Raw genomic sequence first — 15208 nt, forward strand, 5'->3', positions numbered from 1 at the left:
CATTATCCGCAATCCCCAGCAAAAGGGTCAACTTTTACTGGGGATACGGAATACGGATCAGGGCATCATCGCGGGGGCGGCGAGCCCGGCGTTCTCGTCGAAGCCGAACATCAGGTTGAGGTTGTGGATCGCCTGCCCAGAAGCGCCCTTGACCAGGTTGTCGATCACCGAGAGCACCACCACGGTATCGCCGTCGCCGGGCCGGTGCACGGCGAGCCGGCAGAGGTTGGCGCCCTTGACGCTGCGGGTCTCCGGATGGCTGCCCGGGGGCATCACGTCGACGAAGGGCTCGCCGGCGAAGCGGGTCTCGAACAGTGCCTGAAGATCACCCGGCTCACCGGTGAGCCGGCCATAGAGGGTGGCATGGATGCCGCGGATCATCGGCGTCAGATGGGGCACGAAGGTCAGGCCGACGGGACGTCCGGCGGCATCGCCCAGGCCCTGGCAGATCTCCGGCAGGTGGCGATGACCGCTCGCGCCGTAGGCCCTCATGGATTCGCTGGCCTCGGCCAGCAGCGAAGGCACCTTGGCGCCGCGGCCGGCACCGGTGACCCCGGACTTGCTGTCGGCGATGATATGCTCGGCATCGATCAGTCCCGCCTCGAGCAGCGGCAGCAGGCCAAGTTGAACGGCGGTGGGATAACAGCCGGGCACGGCGATCAGGCGTGCCTTGCGGATCCTGTCGCGGTTGACCTCCGGCAGGCCGTAGACGGCCTCGTCGAGCAGCTGGGGGGCCCCGTGGGGCTGGCCGTACCAGTCGGCCCACTCAGCGGCGTCACGCAGGCGGAAGTCGGCGGAGAGGTCGATGACTCGGGTGCCGCGTTCGAGCAGTTCGCCGGCGAGGGCATGAGCCACGCCATGGGGGGTAGCGAAGAACACCGCATCGCAGGCGCCCAGGCGTTCGGTGTTAGGCTCGCTGAAGGTCAGGCCGTCATAGTGCCCGCGCAGGTTGGGATAGAGTTCGGCGACACCTAGGCCGGCCTCGGAACGCGAGGTGATGGCCTCGACCTCCACTTCCGGATGCTGGGCCAGCAGCCTGAGCAGTTCGACGCCGGTGTAACCGGTGCCGCCGACGATTCCGACCTTGATCACATGAGACTCCTTGATTGACGAAAAACGTAGGACGCCCCGAAAGCGGCGGGCTGTCATCGTCCTGTGGGAATATGATACACAGGTGAAGGACCGGAAGGGTCGTTACTCAGTCGTAAAGGAAACCGCGACGTGCCGCGTTTGCCTCGCCTCGATGCCGGTCAAGGACTGGAGCGTTTTCGACAACAGCTTGCCAATGTGGATGCCCTGCCGCAACTCTGCGTTCTGGGCGTCGTGGCAGGAGTACTGACCGGTATCCTGATGGTGGGGTTTCGCAGCCTGCTGGAACTGGGCGGACTGTGGCTGTTTCCCGCCGACAGTCCCGAGGCATTCGAATCCATGTCGCCGGCGCTGCGCAGCCTGATGCCGCTGGGTGCTGCGCTGCTGATCGGCCTGTGGATGTGGTTCACCCCCCAGGGCGGCCGCCAGGTCGGAGTGGTTCACGTGATCGACCGCCTGGCCTATCACCAGGGGCGCTTCCCGCTGCGCAACTGGCTGACCCAGTGGGTGGTGGGTCTGATCTCGGTGCTGGGGGGGCTGTCGGCTGGCCGCGAGGGGCCGGCCATACACCTGGGGGCCGCCGCCTCCAGCGGCCTGGGCCAGCGCCTGCGCCTGCCCCATAACAGCCTTCGGGTCCTGGTCGCCTGCGGTACCGCGGCGGGCATCGCCGCCTCCTTCAACACGCCGATCGCCGGCGTCATCTTCGCCATGGAAGTGGTGATGATGGAGTACACCATCATCGGCTTCATGCCGGTCATCCTGGCCTCCACCATGGGCGCGGTGGTAGCCCAGCTGGTCTATGGTCCCGACCCGGCGATCGGCGTGCCCGACCTGCACCTCAACTCCCTGCTCGATCTGCCGTGGATCATCGTCAGCGCCCTGGTGATCGGCCTGCTGGCCGGCCTGTTCGTGCGGGTCTCGCGGCTGGGGCCGCGCCTGGAGCGCCTGCCCATGGCACTGCGCTTCCTGATGGCCGGGGCCGTGGTGGGCGCCGTGGCCTGGTGGTATCCCCAGGTTCAGGGCATGGGTTATGACACCCTGCAGGCAACCCTCAGCGGTTCGGTGGCGATGGATGTGCTGCTCGCCGTGGCCATCGGCAAGCTGCTGCTCACCGCCGGCACCGTGGCCTGCGGGATTCCGGTGAGCATCATCGGCCCGGTACTGGTAATCGGCGGTGCGGCCGGTGCGCTGTGCGGCATGACCGGCCAGTGGTTGTTGCCCATCGAGGCTTCGGATCCGGCGCTCTACGCCATGCTGGGCATGGCGGCGATGATGGGCGCGGTGCTGCAGGCGCCCCTGGCGGCGCTGATGGCGCTGCTCGAGCTGACCCACAACCCGAATATCATCCTGCCCGGCATGCTGGCGGTGGTGGTCTCCTGCCTGACCGCGCGTCAGCTGTGCCGCTGCGGCGGTTTCTTCATCAGCGTCACGCGCCAGGGGCTGCATCCCCTGCAGCAGCCGCTGATGCAGGCGCTCTCCCGTGTCTCGGTGCCGGCGGTGATGGAGCGCCGGCTGGTGCGCACCCAGCGCATGGTCTCCCGGGAGCGTGCCCGAACGCTGCTGGAGTCGGAGCCGGTGTGGATCCTGATCGAGCGCTCCAGCGACGACAAGCCGGTGCTGGCGCTCAAGGCCGCCGACCTGGCCCGCTGGCTCACCGAGCAGGCGGCGGCGGAAGAGAAGAGCGCCGCCGAGGAGGGCGAAGGAACCGAGCCTGCCGAGACGGTGGAGCTCGCCACGGAGGTGGCGCCGGAGGGCGACGGCGAAGAGAAGATGGCCAAGAAACGCAAGAAGGGCAAGGAGAAGGTCAGCGAGAAAATCAGGGAGAAAATCCGGGAGAAGGAGGACCCGCCAGAGGTGGATCTGCTGGAGATTCCCGGCGTGCGCCTGGAGCTTGCTCCCATCGGGCTGCAGGCCACCCTCTCCGAGGCCTTCAACAAGCTCAATGACTCGATGCTCGATGCCCTCTATGTGGAGCACGGCCATCGGCCGAAGCAGAAGCGGATTTCCGGTATCATCACCCGCGGCGCCATCGAGCGCTTCTACCGCGTCGAGAACTGACGCCTCCTCCCCTTACTCCACCACCCGCAAGGAGCTCCCATGTACCTGTGGTTCAAGGCCCTGCACCTGATCGCCATGGTCACCTGGTTCGCCGCCCTCTTCTACCTGCCGCGGCTCTACGTCTATCACGCCATGGCGCGCGACCGCGGCGAGCAGCAGGCGATCGACCACTTCCTGGTCATGGAGCGCAAGCTCTATCGAGGCATCATGACCCCCTCCATGATCGCCGTGCTGCTGTTCGGCGGCATCATGCTGGTGCTCAATCCCGGCTGGCTGGCCCAGGGCTGGATCCATGCCAAGCTGCTGCTGGTGGCGCTGCTGGTGGGCTACCACCATGTCTGCCTGATCTACCTGAAGCAGTTCGCCGAAGCGCGCTGCAAGCGTGGCCACGTGTTCTTCCGCTGGTTCAATGAGCTGCCGGTAATTGCCCTGCTGATCATCATCTTCCTCGCCGTGCTCAAGCCGTTCTGATGGCAGCCATCACGGACCACGACCCCCACCTGCCGGTCGTGCTGGTGCTCGCCGGCCACGACCCTACCGGCGGCGCCGGCCTGGTGGCCGATGCCGAGGCGGTTGCCGCCGGCGGCGGCTGGGCGCTGACCGTGCCTACCGCCCTGACCGTGCAGTCCTGCAGCGATGTCTCGCGGGTGATCCCCGCCGACCCCGAGGTCATGCGCGCCAGCGTCGCTGCCCTCGACGAGTTCGAGGTGGCGGCGATCAAGATCGGTCTGGTGGCCGACCTGGCGACCCTGGATGCGATCACCGATATCCTCCAGCGCTTTCCCGGGGTGCCGGTGGTGGCCGACCCGGTGCTGTCTGCCGGCGGCGGCAGGGAGTTATCCACAACCGAGCTCGTCGATGCCTACCGCGAGCGGCTGCTGCCGCGTGTGGATATCCTCACCCCCAACCGGGGTGAGCTGGCGCGGCTCTCCCCAAGCCTGCTGCAGGATACCGAGCGGGCCGTGGCGCTGATGCGCCTGGGCTGTCAGGCAGTGCTGGTGACCGGCACCGATGATCCGGCGCCGGGGGTGCCGGTGGAGCGCGTGGCGCATACGCTGCATGCCCCGGACCAGAGTCGCCAGTGGAGCTGGCCGCGGCTTGCGGGGCGTTATCACGGCTCAGGCTGCACCATGGCGGCCTTCCTGGCGTCGCGTCTGGCCGTCGGCGAGTCACTGGTGATGGCCTGTGAGCAGGCACAGGCATTCACCTGGGAGGCATTGGCCCACGGCTGGCGGCCCGGCGAGAGCCAGGCGCTGCCTCGTCGCCTCTGGCGACTGCCGACGGTGCCGAGCGTCGCATCACCCGCTTCTCCCTGAGGAGGGGTATGGCCTTTGGCGGCCGGAGCATCGAGAATGGGGCAATGTTCAGGCATGCCGCCGCGGCGCTCAGATCGGCGGAAATTGCCGCCACTTCACTTCCTGTGAATAGCTTATCCAGAGAATTATCCACAGCCTCGAGGACACGATACGACATGACGACCTCCGCCCAGCTCTTCGCCCAGGCCTGCCGGCATATCCCCGGTGGGGTCAACTCCCCGGTACGCGCCTTCAAGGGGCTGCAGCGTCCGCCGATATTCATGGAACGTGCCCAGGGCGCCTACCTGTTCGATGTGGAGGGCCAGCGCTACGTGGACTACGTGGGCTCCTGGGGACCGATGATTACCGGTCATGCCGATCCGGACGTGCTGGGAGCGGTGCGTGGGCGCCTCGACAACGGCCTCTCCTTCGGCACCCCCACCGCCATCGAGACCACCATGGCGGACCTCATCTGCGAGATGATCCCCTCCATCGAAATGGTGCGCATGGTCAACTCCGGCACCGAGGCCACCATGTCGGCGATCCGCCTGGCGCGTGGCGTCACCGGCCGCGACAAGATCGTCAAGTTCGAGGGCAACTACCATGGCCACTCCGACTCGCTGCTGGTCAAGGCGGGCTCCGGGGCGCTGACCCACGGCGAGCCCAGCTCTCCCGGCGTGCCGGCGTCCCTGGCCGAGCACACCATCACCCTGTCTTACAACGATATCGATGCCGTGGAGCAGTGCTTCGAGGAGATCGGTGACCAGGTGGCCTGCATCATCGTCGAGCCGGTGGCCGGCAACATGAACTGCATCCCCCCCCAGCCCGGCTTCCTGGAGAGCCTGCGTCGGGTCTGCAATGCCCACGACAGCGTGCTGATCTTCGACGAGGTGATGACCGGCTTCCGGGTGGCCATGGGCGGTGCCCAGGCCCACTACGGCGTGCGCCCCGACCTAACCTGCCTGGGCAAGATCGTCGGCGGCGGCATGCCGGTGGGTGCCTTCGGCGGCAGCGAGACGCTCATGTCCAATATCTCGCCGCTGGGCCCCATCTATCAGGCGGGCACCCTCTCCGGCAACCCGCTGGCCATGGCGGCAGGCATCGCCTTGCTGACCAAGCTGCGCGAGCCGGGTTTCCATGATGCCCTGGCCCAGCGCGTCGAGACCCTCTGCCACGGTCTCCAGGAGCGCGCCGATGCGGCCGGCGTGGAGATGATCACCCAGCGTGCCGGTGGCATGTTCGGCCTCTTCTTCACCGGCCAGAGCCGGGTCGACAACTTCGCCCAGGCCACCGCCTGTGACGCCGACGCCTTCCGTCGCTTCTTCTCGGCGATGCTCGACGAGGGGGTCTACCTGGCGCCTTCGGCCTACGAGGCGGGCTTCATGTCCAGTGCCCACACGCCGGAGGATATCCAGTTCACCCTGGATGCCGCCGAGAAGGCCTTCGCGGCCATGCAACGTCAAGACTGAGCAGCGTCAGGACTGGCGCCTCATCGAATCACCACCGGGAGAACTGCCATGCGTCATACCCTGGATGCCGACAAGGCCGGTAGTGGCGAAAGTCTGGAGCTGGAGGCGCTCATCGATGCCCTGGTGGCCTATCACCGCGGGGCGGCTTCCCATGATGCCGAAGCCCAGGCCGCCGGACATCCATTGACGCTGGCCATGGGGGCCGAACTGGCGGCCATCCGTGAGGCCCTGCTGGATGAGGAGGAGCGCGAACGACTCGACCAGCTGGGCGACTGGCTGGAGCAGGACCTGGTGCGTCTGACACCCATCCTCGAGGCCCGCGCCGCACGCCGGGTGCCGAGCTGGGCGCTGCGTCACCCCACCAGCCGGCTGTGCCACGCCGGTCGACCGCTGCTGGTGAATGCCATCGGGCGCGACCTGGAGGTGCCGGGTGCCGAGCTTGCCGACGATCCGGCCAGCGACCTTGCGGCGCTGCTGGTCGGCCTGGAGGGGCGCGAGACCCCGGAACTGACGCGGCTGGCGCTGGATCGCTATCTGCGCCACTCGGGCGACTACGAGCTCGCCCGACTGCTGTCGCTGTTCGGCACCTGCCATGCGCTGACTGCCGCCAGGCGCGCCCTGCGTCGCCGTCCCGCCCGGGGGCTCGATCCGGAACACCCCGCCCTGCAGGCCGAGAGCATGGCCGAGTGTCGTCGCTACCTGGCACTGGCCGAACGCATCGCCGAATTCCGTTTCCCGCCGCTGGTCATTGCCGTGGGCGTCTCGGGCAGCGGCAAGAGTCGCTTTACCCGGGGGCTGGTCACCGGGCTGGGGGCGATCCGGGTCAGCTCCGAGGCGGAACGCCAGCGTCTCGCCCAGGCCGATGACGACTCGATCCATCCACAGGGTGATGACGGCTCCGCGGCTGTGGATATCTTTGGCGAGGCCGCCACGGAGGCGACCTATCGGCGCCTCGCCGCCTGTGCCGGCTATCTGCTGGATGCCGGCATCCCCGCCTGCGTGGATGCCACCTGCCTGACCCGTGCCCAGCGTGACCAGTTGCGTCAGCAGGCCGAGGCCCGCGGCCTGCCCTGCCTGCTGGTCAGCTTCGAGGCCGACGACGCGATCCTGCGCCGGCGTATCGAGAAGCGTGCCTCACGCCAGGGCGTGGCCGTCGAGGAGAGCCTGGCGGTGCTGGCGCAGCAGCAGCAACGTTTCGAGCCGTTCGCCGACGAGGAGCGCCTGCACCTGGTACATCTCGACACCACCGCGGACAATGCCGCCGAGTCCCTGCTGAGCCTTATCGAGGAGCATGTGAAGCTTGCCTGAGAGGAATCCCATGACCCCCATTGCTAGCCTGGTGCTGGCCAGTGGCAATCCCGGCAAGCTGCGTGAATTCGAGCAGCTGCTGGGGCCACTGGGCATGCAGGTGCGCCCCCAGTCGGACTTCGCCGTACCCGAGGTGGAGGAGACCGGCCTGACCTTCGTCGAGAATGCCCTGCTCAAGGCGCGCGAGGCCAGCCGCGTCAGTGGCCTGCCGGCCCTGGCCGATGATTCCGGCCTGGAGGTCGATGCCCTCGACGGGGCCCCCGGCATCTATTCCGCCCGCTATGCCGGCGAGCCGAAGAGCGACGAGCGCAACAACGCGCGCCTGCTCGAGGCGCTGGCCGAGGTGCCCGAGGGAGCTCGCAGCGCGCGCTACTGGTGCGTGCTGGTGCATCTGCGTCATCCTGAGGATCCCGTGCCGCGGATCGTCCAGTGCAGCTGGGAGGGCGAGATCCTGGCCCATCCGCGCGGCGAGGGAGGCTTCGGCTACGACCCGTTGTTCTGGCTGCCCGACCAGGGCATGAGCGTGGCCGAGCTGCCGGCGGCGGAGAAGAACCGGCTGAGCCATCGCGGCCGGGCCCTGCAGGCCCTGGTCGAGCAGTTCCGCCAGGCCCACGGGAGCCACTGATGGCACTGCCACCCCTGGCGCTCTATGTGCACGTGCCCTGGTGCGTGCGCAAGTGCCCCTACTGCGACTTCAACTCCCACGCCGTCGGCCGTACCGCCGGTCTGCCTGAGGAGGCGTATCTCGCCGCCCTGCTCGTTGACCTCGATGCCGACCTGCCGCTGGCCGCGGAGCGGGAGCTGGTCAGCCTGTTTATCGGGGGCGGCACGCCGAGCCTGCTCTCCGCCGACTTCTATCGGCGCCTGCTGGCAGGCGTGGCCGAGCGCCTCCCCCTGGCCCGCGATATCGAGATCACCCTCGAGGCCAATCCCGGTACCCTGGAGCGTGGTCGCTTCGCCGGCTACCGCGAGGCGGGCATCAATCGCCTGTCGCTGGGCGTGCAGAGCTTCCAGGCGCCACAGCTCGCGGCACTGGGGCGCATCCACAGCGGTGATGATGCCGAGGCGGCCTTTTCCGAGGCGCGCCAGGCGGGCTTCGACAACCTCAACGTCGACATGATGCATGGGCTTCCCGGGCAGACACCAGAGCTGGCGCTGGCGGACCTGCAGCATGCCCTGGCGCTGGAGCCGGAACACCTCTCCTGGTACCAGCTCACCCTGGAGCCCAATACGGAGTTCTACCGCTATCCGCCTGCCCTCCCCGAAGAGGAGGCGCTGTGGGAGATCCAGGATCAAGGCCATGAGCGCCTCGAGGCGTCGGGATTCCAGCGCTACGAGATCTCTGCCTATGCCCGGGAGGGGCGCCGCTCTCGCCACAACCTCAACTACTGGCGCTTCGGCGACTATCTGGGCATCGGTGCCGGCGCCCATGGCAAGCTGAGCGCCCCGGGCGAGGATGGCCGCTTGCGCATCGAGCGACGCTGGAAGAGCCGTCAGCCCGAGGCCTATCTGCGGCGTCGTCATGATCCGCGAGGGTTCGTGGCCGATGCGCATCCCGTCGACGAGGTCGACCTGCCGCTGGAGTTCGCCATGAACGCGTTGCGGCTGCCCGAGGGCGTGCCGCTGGCGCTATGGAGCGAGACCACCGGCCTGCCGGAAGCGCTGTTGGTCGAGCGCCTCGCCAGTGCACGCAAAAAAGGACTTCTGGTGGAAGATGCCCAAAGGGTTCAAGCTTCCCCCCGAGGTCTACTATTCTTGAACGAACTGCTGGCGTCCATCGACGAGTCCTGATGGTGCCTGTGCTACGCTCATCGCAATCGCTGCCATTGACGGCCCCAGGGATGAACGAACGGGCCAATGACCAATGACCCAAACCAAGGAGAACACCACGATGACCAAGCCACTTCGTTTTATGGCCCCGCTGGCCGCTGCCGTGCTACTGGCCGGCTGTGCCACCACTGACCCCTACAGCGGCCAGACCGACCGCAACCAGACCGGCACCGGTGCCGCCATCGGTGCCGTGGTCGGCGCTGCCGCCGGTGCGCTGAGCGGCGACGGCAGCACCAGTCGCCGCGACCGTGCGCTGGTGGGTGCCGCCGTGGGTGCCGCCGCGGGTGCCGGTGTTGGTGCCTACATGGACCGCCAGGAGGAGCAGCTTCGCCAGAGCACCCAGGGCACCGGCATCGGCGTCGACCGGCGCGGTGACGATATCGTGCTCAACATGCCCAGTGAGGTTACCTTCGGCTTCGACTCCAGCGAGCTGACCTCCAACGCGCGCAATGCCCTCAACGAGGTGGCCAGGGTACTGACCCAGTACGACGATACCCGCGTCAATATCGGTGGCCATACCGACAGCACCGGTGATGCCGCCTACAACCAGCGGCTCTCCGAGCGCCGCGCCCAGGCGGTGGGCAACTACCTGGCCCAGGCCGGTGTCGCCGGCAACCGCCTGAACATGACCGGCTATGGCGAGAACCAGCCGGTGGCCAGCAACAACTCCGAGCAGGGTCGCGCCCAGAACCGTCGCGTCGAGATCACCCTCTCCCCCATCCAGAGCCGCTTCGAGTAAGCACTGCCTCTCGATACCCTGCGGTAACCTGTCGGGCTCGCCACTCCTGTGGCGAGCCCTTTCTCTGACCTTTTCTCTCTCGTTGCCGATACGCGGGTCCGCACCCATGCTCTCCTACCAGCACGCCTACCATGCCGGTAATTTTGCCGACGTTCACAAGCACCTGACCCTGCACGGGGTCATCGACCACCTGTTACGTAAAGAATCTCCAGTTACGTTCATAGATACCCATGCCGGTCGCGGCCTCTATCCACTGGCCGCTGAGGAGACATCCCGGCTGCACGAGTATCGCCAGGGCGTCCTGCCCCTGTGGGAGGAGCGCGAGTCACTCATGGATGAGGCGCTGCTGGGCGACTGGCTTGCGGCACTGGTCGAGGCGCAGCCGGAGCCCCGCCGCCTGAGCCACTATCCGGGCTCGCCCTGGTGGATGGGCCGGCGCCTGCGCTCCGGTGACCGCCAGCTGCTCTTCGAGCTGCATCCCGGGGAGCATGCCCATCTGGCGGGCCAGCCGCTGGAGGGGGATATCCGCACGATTCATGGAGACGGACTGAAGGGACTCTTCGACCGCCTGCCGGTGAAGACGCCGCGCCTGTGTGTGCTGATCGATCCGAGTTACGAGCGCAAGCAGGAGTATGTCGAGGTGGCTCAGGCGGTGCTGGCGACGCTGCACAAGGCGCGACATGCCGTGGTGCTGGTGTGGTACCCGTTGCTGCCGGCAGGCCGCCACCACGAGCTGCTCGATGCCGTGAAGGCCGGTGGTGTACGCAAGGTATGGCGCAGCGAATTTCGCCTGCAGGCACCGGGCCACGAGGCGCGCGGCATGTTCGGCAGCGGCATGCTGGTGGTCAACCCGCCGTGGGGACTCGACCAGCGTCTCGCCGCGGCCATGGGGCGGGTAGCCCCGCTGCTGAGCGGTGCGGCGAGCTATCGTGGCGACTGGTGGGTCGGCGAGTAGGTCTGTCTACTTGCCGATACAGAAGCTGCCGAAGATCTCGCCGAGGAGATCATCGGCACTGAACTCGCCGGTGATCTCGCCCAGTGCCTGCTGGGCATCGCGTAGGTCCTCCGCGAGCAGCTCGCCGGCGCCATAACCCGAGAGCTGGGCCTCGCCGTTGAGAAGCGCCCGCTCGGCGCGATCCAGGGCGTCGAGGTGGCGGCGGCGGGCCGAGAAGCGACCCTCCGCCGTGCCGGTGAAGCCCATCACCGCCTTGAGGTGGGCCTTCAGGTTATCCACACCCTGTGTGGTCTTCGCGGAAAGCCTCACGATGGGAGTGGTTGTGGACAAGTCGAGTCCCGGGGTCTCCTGACTGGCATCGATCTTGTTGCGTACCAGGGTCAGCCGGGCCGGGTCGGGAAGCCGGGCCACGAACTCCGGCCAGATCGCCATGGGGTCGGTGGCGTCGGTGGTGGCCGCATCGACCAGCAGCAGCACCCGGTCAGCCTTCTCGATCTCCGCCCAGGCCCGGGCCACGCCGATCCGTTCCACGGCATCGGGGGTGTCGCGCAGGCCGGCGGTGTCGATGACATGCAGTGGCATGCCATCGATATGGATATGCTCGCGCAGCACGTCCCGGGTGGTGCCGGCGATATCGGTGACGATGGCGGTCTCCTGCTCGGTCAGGGCGTTGAGCAGGCTCGACTTGCCGGCATTGGGCCGGCCGGCGATCACCACGCTCATGCCCTCGCGCATCAGTGCCCCCTGGCCGGCGGCGGCACGCACCGCGGCAAGCTCCTCCTTCACCCCGGTGAGCATCTCCGCGACCCGGCCATCCCCCAGGAAGTCGATCTCCTCCTCGGGGAAGTCGATGGCCGCCTCCACATAGATGCGCAGCTCGATCAGTCGCTCCACCAGGCCCTCGACCCGGCGCGAGAAGTCCCCCTGCAGGGAGCGCAGGGCGTTCTCGGCGGCCGCCCGCGAGCTGGCATCGATCAGGTCGGCGATCGCTTCGGCCTGGGCGAGGTCCAGCTTGTCGTTGAGGAAGGCGCGCTCGGAGAACTCGCCGGGGCGCGCCGGGCGAGCTCCCAGCTCGAGGCAGCGGCCGATCAGCAGGTCCATGATCACCGGGCCGCCGTGGCCCTGCAGTTCGAGGACATCCTCGCCGGTGAAGGAGTGCGGTCCGGGGAAGAACAGCGCGATCCCCTCGTCGAGCACCGTCGCCTCGCCCTGGAAGGGCCCGTAGTGGGCGTGGCGAGGCGAAGGGCAGTGGCCCACCACCGCCTCGGCGATCGTCGCGCAGAGCGGGCCAGAGACGCGGATGATGCCGACCCCGCCGCGTCCCGGCGGGGTGGCCAGCGCGGCGATGGTGTCCTGATCGTGAAGCGGGACCATGGGGTTCTCCTCGACGTGATGCCAGCATTGTCGTTTCGGCTCCCCGGAAACGCCAGACCCCCGCTCGAGGCGGGGGTCTGGTGAGCGGCTCGGGCGAGCGGGTCTACTTGGTCTTCATGCCCTTGCCGACGCTGGGGTCGTTCTCGATCTTGCGGGTGATCACGTACTGCTGGGCGATGGAGATGATGTTGTTCACCACCCAGTAGATCACCAGGCCGGCCGGGAACCACAGGAAGAAGAAGGTGAAGACGATGGGCAGCATGCGCATGATCTTCGCCTGCATGGGATCCGGCGGGGTGGGGTTGAGCATCTGCTGCACGAACATGGAGGCACCCATCAGGATCGGCAGGATGAACAGCGGATCCTTCACCGAGAGATCCTGGATCCAGAACATGAAGGGCGCATGGCGCAGCTCCACGGACTCCAGCAGCATCCAGTAGAGGGCGATGAACACCGGCATCTGCACCAGGATCGGCAGGCAGCCGCCTAGAGGATTGATCTTCTCCTTCTGGTAGAACTTCATCATCTCCTGGGACATCTTCTGGCGATCGTCGCCGTACTGCTCCTTGAGGCGCTGCATCTCCGGACCCAGCTTGCGCATGCGGGCCATGGACTTGTAGGCCTTGGCGGAGAGTGGCCACAGGGCCGCCTTGACCAGGATGGTCAGCAGCACGATGGACCAGCCCCAGTTGCCGACCACGTCCTGGATCTTGTCGAGCAGCCAGAACAGCGGGTTGGCGATGAACCACAGCCAGCCGAAGTCGACGGTAAGCTTGAGGTTGGGGGCCACGGCTTCCATGTAGTCCTGCACCTTGGGGCCCACATAGAGGGTGGCACCCAGGCGAGACTCGCCCTCGGCGGCCACCTGGGTCACCGGGCCGGCGAAGGCGGCCACATTACGCCCACTGGAGTCGGTGGTGGCGTAGTAGAGGTTCTGTTGGTTCTGGGGCGGTGCCCAGGCACTGACGAAGTAGTGCTGGATGATCGCGACCCAGCCACCCTCTGCCTCGCGGTTCTCGAACTTGCCCTCCTGGATCTCCTCGAAGTCGACCTTCAGGTAGCGATCCTCGGGGGTGGAGTAGGCTGCACCCAGATAGGAACGCATGCCCATCTTGGGACCGCTGGAGGGATCGCTGCTGTTGTCGCGGGCCAGCTGGCCGATGAAGCGTGCGGAGACCGGAGACTCGGTGTTGTTGGCCAGGAAGTACTCGACGTCCACCGCATAGCTGTTGCGCTCGAAGGAGAAGCGCTTGGTGACCTCGATGCCGTTGACCTCGCCACTCAGGTCGACCTCGAGGCGCTTGTCACCCTCGGCCAGGCGATACTCGGTCTTCTCGGGGGAGTAGGCGATACGTCCCGACTGGCCATCCAGCTGCAGACCGGAGCGCGCCACATAGCTGCGCGTCTCGCTGTCGGAGAGCATCACGTAGGAGCGGTCCGAGTCGAGGGTCAGCTTGTGCTGGGGCAGCGCCGCATAGACGATATCCCCGCCCTGGGGATCGATGCGCAGGTCCAGCACGTCGGTCATCACGGCAACCAGGTCGCGGCTCGCTGTGGCCTCGCTCTCGTCGGGCATGGCCTCCGCCATGCTATCGCCACTGCTCGCCGCGGGAACCGCCAGGCCATCCTCGGCACCTTCGGACCGGGAGTCGCTGTCCCCGGACTGACTGCTGGTAAAGGAGGGAGCCTGTGGCTCGACGGCCGTCTGGCCATAGTCCTGATTCCACTGCACGACGATCAGATAGGCGAGCACCGCCAGTGGAATCAGCAATAGGAGTCGTTTTACGTCCATGAGGGTTCTGCCCAGTGGGTAGTGAACATGCCAGGGGCGGAAGGCGTTTCAGCCGCCCGAGATAGACAAAAGCCTGCCACTGGCAGGCTGTATTCCGAACACGGACTCTCGAGGGTAGCCCCGGCAGCGTCAAGCCTTGCCTTGTGAGGGGGTGCGCTCATGCTTCGGCGGGCTCCGGTCGGATGAAGACGGCTCGACACTTGATGAGTGATCTCTCGCGGGCGTCTTCAATGCCTCGCGTGCCAGCCTTCGCCACATCCCGAACAGCTGCCGGTGCAGGGTCTCGTTATCCAGTTCGCCTACGCCGCGCCGCGAGAGTATCACGATGTCCACGGCGGGGAGGCGATGCTGCTGGAAGCGGATCGATTCACGCACCAGTCGCTTGACGCGGTTGCGGTCTACGGCACGGCGCATGCTCTTCTTGCTGATGACAAGGCCGATGCGGGGATGGCCCAGATCATTGGGTGAGGCGAGTGCCATCAGCCCCTTGCCATGCACCTTGAAGGTCGCGTTCTCGAAGACCTGGCGGTAGTCCCCGGCCGTCAGCAGGCGCAGACGGCGGGGAAACGACTGACGGGGCACGCAGGATCCGTGATCAGGCGCTCAGGCGCTTGCGACCCTTGGCGCGACGACGCGCCAGGACGGCACGTCCGTTCTTGGTGGCCATACGGGCACGGAAACCGTGCGCACGCTTACGCTTCAGGACGCTGGGTTGAAAGGTGCGTTTCATAACTCGTTATTCCCACGTGGTTTTCTGGACGATTCGTCGTTTGCGAGGCGCCTGGATTCCCGCGGGGAACCCGGACGTATTCGGTTCAAGACCGGAAATTGTAGTGATTTCCCCCGGGCGGTGCAATTTTTCTGTGCGCCGATCCGGCCGATTTTGCGGCCGCCGTCGCCAGCGAACGTCCTTCTGGGCAAGACGATCAGGCTACCGATGTCGCTCGGCAGTCATACAGGACTTCCATAACAACAATGTTTATAACCTGTAATACCTTGTTATTAATACTGGGGAGGCATTCTGTGGATAAGTGGTTTTAGTCCTTTTAAAACAACATGATGAAGTCATGCTGTTGCTGTGGATAGACCCGGGATGAGCGGTGTGCGATGCTGGGGTATCCTGTGGAAGAAAAGCGAGTTCCTCCACAGCTTCCCGTTGCGCACAGTTCGGTCCCGCAGTAGTCACCATGCCAGGGATCCATTTTTCCACAGGCTGTATAGAGGTGTCCGGGGGTGTGGATAACCGTGCGGTGGGGCGATACAATGCCCGGCCGTTTTTCGACAAGGTGGTGAGATCGC

General features: G+C 66.5%; 14 protein-coding genes. 9 read left to right on the forward strand and 5 right to left on the reverse strand.

Annotated features, from left to right (window positions below; all coding sequences use genetic code 11):
* Nucleotides 1-57: 57 nt before the first annotated feature.
* Nucleotides 58-1092 carry an N-acetyl-gamma-glutamyl-phosphate reductase gene (gene argC / locus ACJ7IV_RS16185; RefSeq protein ID WP_483865230.1) on the reverse strand — a complete coding sequence of 345 codons (1035 nt, stop codon included), beginning with the start codon at nucleotides 1090-1092 and terminating at the stop codon, nucleotides 58-60.
* A 138-nt stretch (nucleotides 1093-1230) separates the two neighbouring features.
* On the opposite strand from argC, the gene ACJ7IV_RS16190 reads away from it, so the two are divergent.
* The 9 genes from ACJ7IV_RS16190 to ACJ7IV_RS16230 all read left to right on the forward strand — a co-directional run bounded on the left by ACJ7IV_RS16190 (nucleotide 1231) and on the right by ACJ7IV_RS16230 (nucleotide 10743).
* Nucleotides 1231-3147, forward strand: coding sequence for a chloride channel protein (locus ACJ7IV_RS16190; RefSeq protein WP_483866610.1), 1917 nt, complete (start codon nucleotides 1231-1233; stop codon nucleotides 3145-3147).
* Nucleotides 3148-3186: 39 nt separating this feature from the next.
* Nucleotides 3187-3618: a protoporphyrinogen oxidase HemJ gene (gene hemJ / locus ACJ7IV_RS16195; RefSeq protein ID WP_161431923.1), complete on the forward strand. Its 432-nt coding sequence runs from the start codon at nucleotides 3187-3189 to the stop codon at nucleotides 3616-3618.
* On the forward strand, nucleotides 3618-4463 hold the full coding sequence (gene thiD, locus ACJ7IV_RS16200; protein ID WP_483865231.1) for a bifunctional hydroxymethylpyrimidine kinase/phosphomethylpyrimidine kinase: 846 nt from the start codon (nucleotides 3618-3620) through the stop codon (nucleotides 4461-4463). The genes hemJ and thiD overlap by 1 nt, the downstream gene beginning before the upstream one ends.
* Nucleotides 4464-4618: 155 nt before the next feature.
* Nucleotides 4619-5911 (forward strand): glutamate-1-semialdehyde 2,1-aminomutase, encoded by a 1293-nt coding sequence (gene hemL / locus ACJ7IV_RS16205; RefSeq protein WP_213311675.1) that lies wholly within the window; start codon nucleotides 4619-4621, stop codon nucleotides 5909-5911.
* A gap of 48 nt (nucleotides 5912-5959) precedes the next feature.
* Nucleotides 5960-7219, forward strand: a complete 1260-nt coding sequence (locus tag ACJ7IV_RS16210) for a P-loop nucleotide/nucleoside kinase family protein (protein WP_483865232.1) — start codon at nucleotides 5960-5962, stop codon at nucleotides 7217-7219.
* 10 nt (nucleotides 7220-7229) lie between these two features.
* Nucleotides 7230-7844 carry an RdgB/HAM1 family non-canonical purine NTP pyrophosphatase gene (rdgB, locus tag ACJ7IV_RS16215; protein ID WP_483865233.1) on the forward strand — a complete coding sequence of 205 codons (615 nt, stop codon included), beginning with the start codon at nucleotides 7230-7232 and terminating at the stop codon, nucleotides 7842-7844.
* On the forward strand, nucleotides 7844-9010 hold the full coding sequence (gene hemW, locus ACJ7IV_RS16220; protein ID WP_483865234.1) for a radical SAM family heme chaperone HemW: 1167 nt from the start codon (nucleotides 7844-7846) through the stop codon (nucleotides 9008-9010). Before rdgB ends, hemW begins: the two co-directional genes overlap by 1 nt.
* Nucleotides 9011-9110: 100 nt before the next feature.
* On the forward strand, nucleotides 9111-9788 hold the full coding sequence (locus ACJ7IV_RS16225) for a YiaD family glycine zipper/OmpA-like lipoprotein (RefSeq protein WP_483865235.1): 678 nt from the start codon (nucleotides 9111-9113) through the stop codon (nucleotides 9786-9788).
* Nucleotides 9789-9894: 106 nt separating this feature from the next.
* Nucleotides 9895-10743: a 23S rRNA (adenine(2030)-N(6))-methyltransferase RlmJ gene (locus tag ACJ7IV_RS16230; protein ID WP_483865236.1), complete on the forward strand. Its 849-nt coding sequence runs from the start codon at nucleotides 9895-9897 to the stop codon at nucleotides 10741-10743.
* A 6-nt stretch (nucleotides 10744-10749) separates the two neighbouring features.
* Here ACJ7IV_RS16230 and mnmE read toward each other — a convergent pair whose 3' ends face one another.
* From mnmE to rpmH, 4 genes are all read right to left on the reverse strand, one after another.
* Entirely contained in the window at nucleotides 10750-12117 is a 1368-nt protein-coding gene (gene mnmE / locus ACJ7IV_RS16235) for a tRNA uridine-5-carboxymethylaminomethyl(34) synthesis GTPase MnmE (protein ID WP_483865237.1), read from the reverse strand.
* A 103-nt stretch (nucleotides 12118-12220) separates the two neighbouring features.
* A complete protein-coding gene (gene yidC / locus ACJ7IV_RS16240; protein WP_483865238.1) occupies nucleotides 12221-13909 on the reverse strand; it encodes a membrane protein insertase YidC in 1689 nt (562 codons plus the stop codon).
* Between the two features lie 129 nt (nucleotides 13910-14038).
* Nucleotides 14039-14491 carry a ribonuclease P protein component gene (gene rnpA, locus ACJ7IV_RS16245; protein ID WP_483865239.1) on the reverse strand — a complete coding sequence of 151 codons (453 nt, stop codon included), beginning with the start codon at nucleotides 14489-14491 and terminating at the stop codon, nucleotides 14039-14041.
* A 13-nt stretch (nucleotides 14492-14504) separates the two neighbouring features.
* Entirely contained in the window at nucleotides 14505-14639 is a 135-nt protein-coding gene (rpmH, locus tag ACJ7IV_RS16250; RefSeq protein WP_008959105.1) for a 50S ribosomal protein L34, read from the reverse strand.
* Between the last annotated feature and the right edge of the window lie 569 nt (nucleotides 14640-15208).

It is taken from the genome of Halomonas sp. C10-5 (assembly GCF_057169305.1).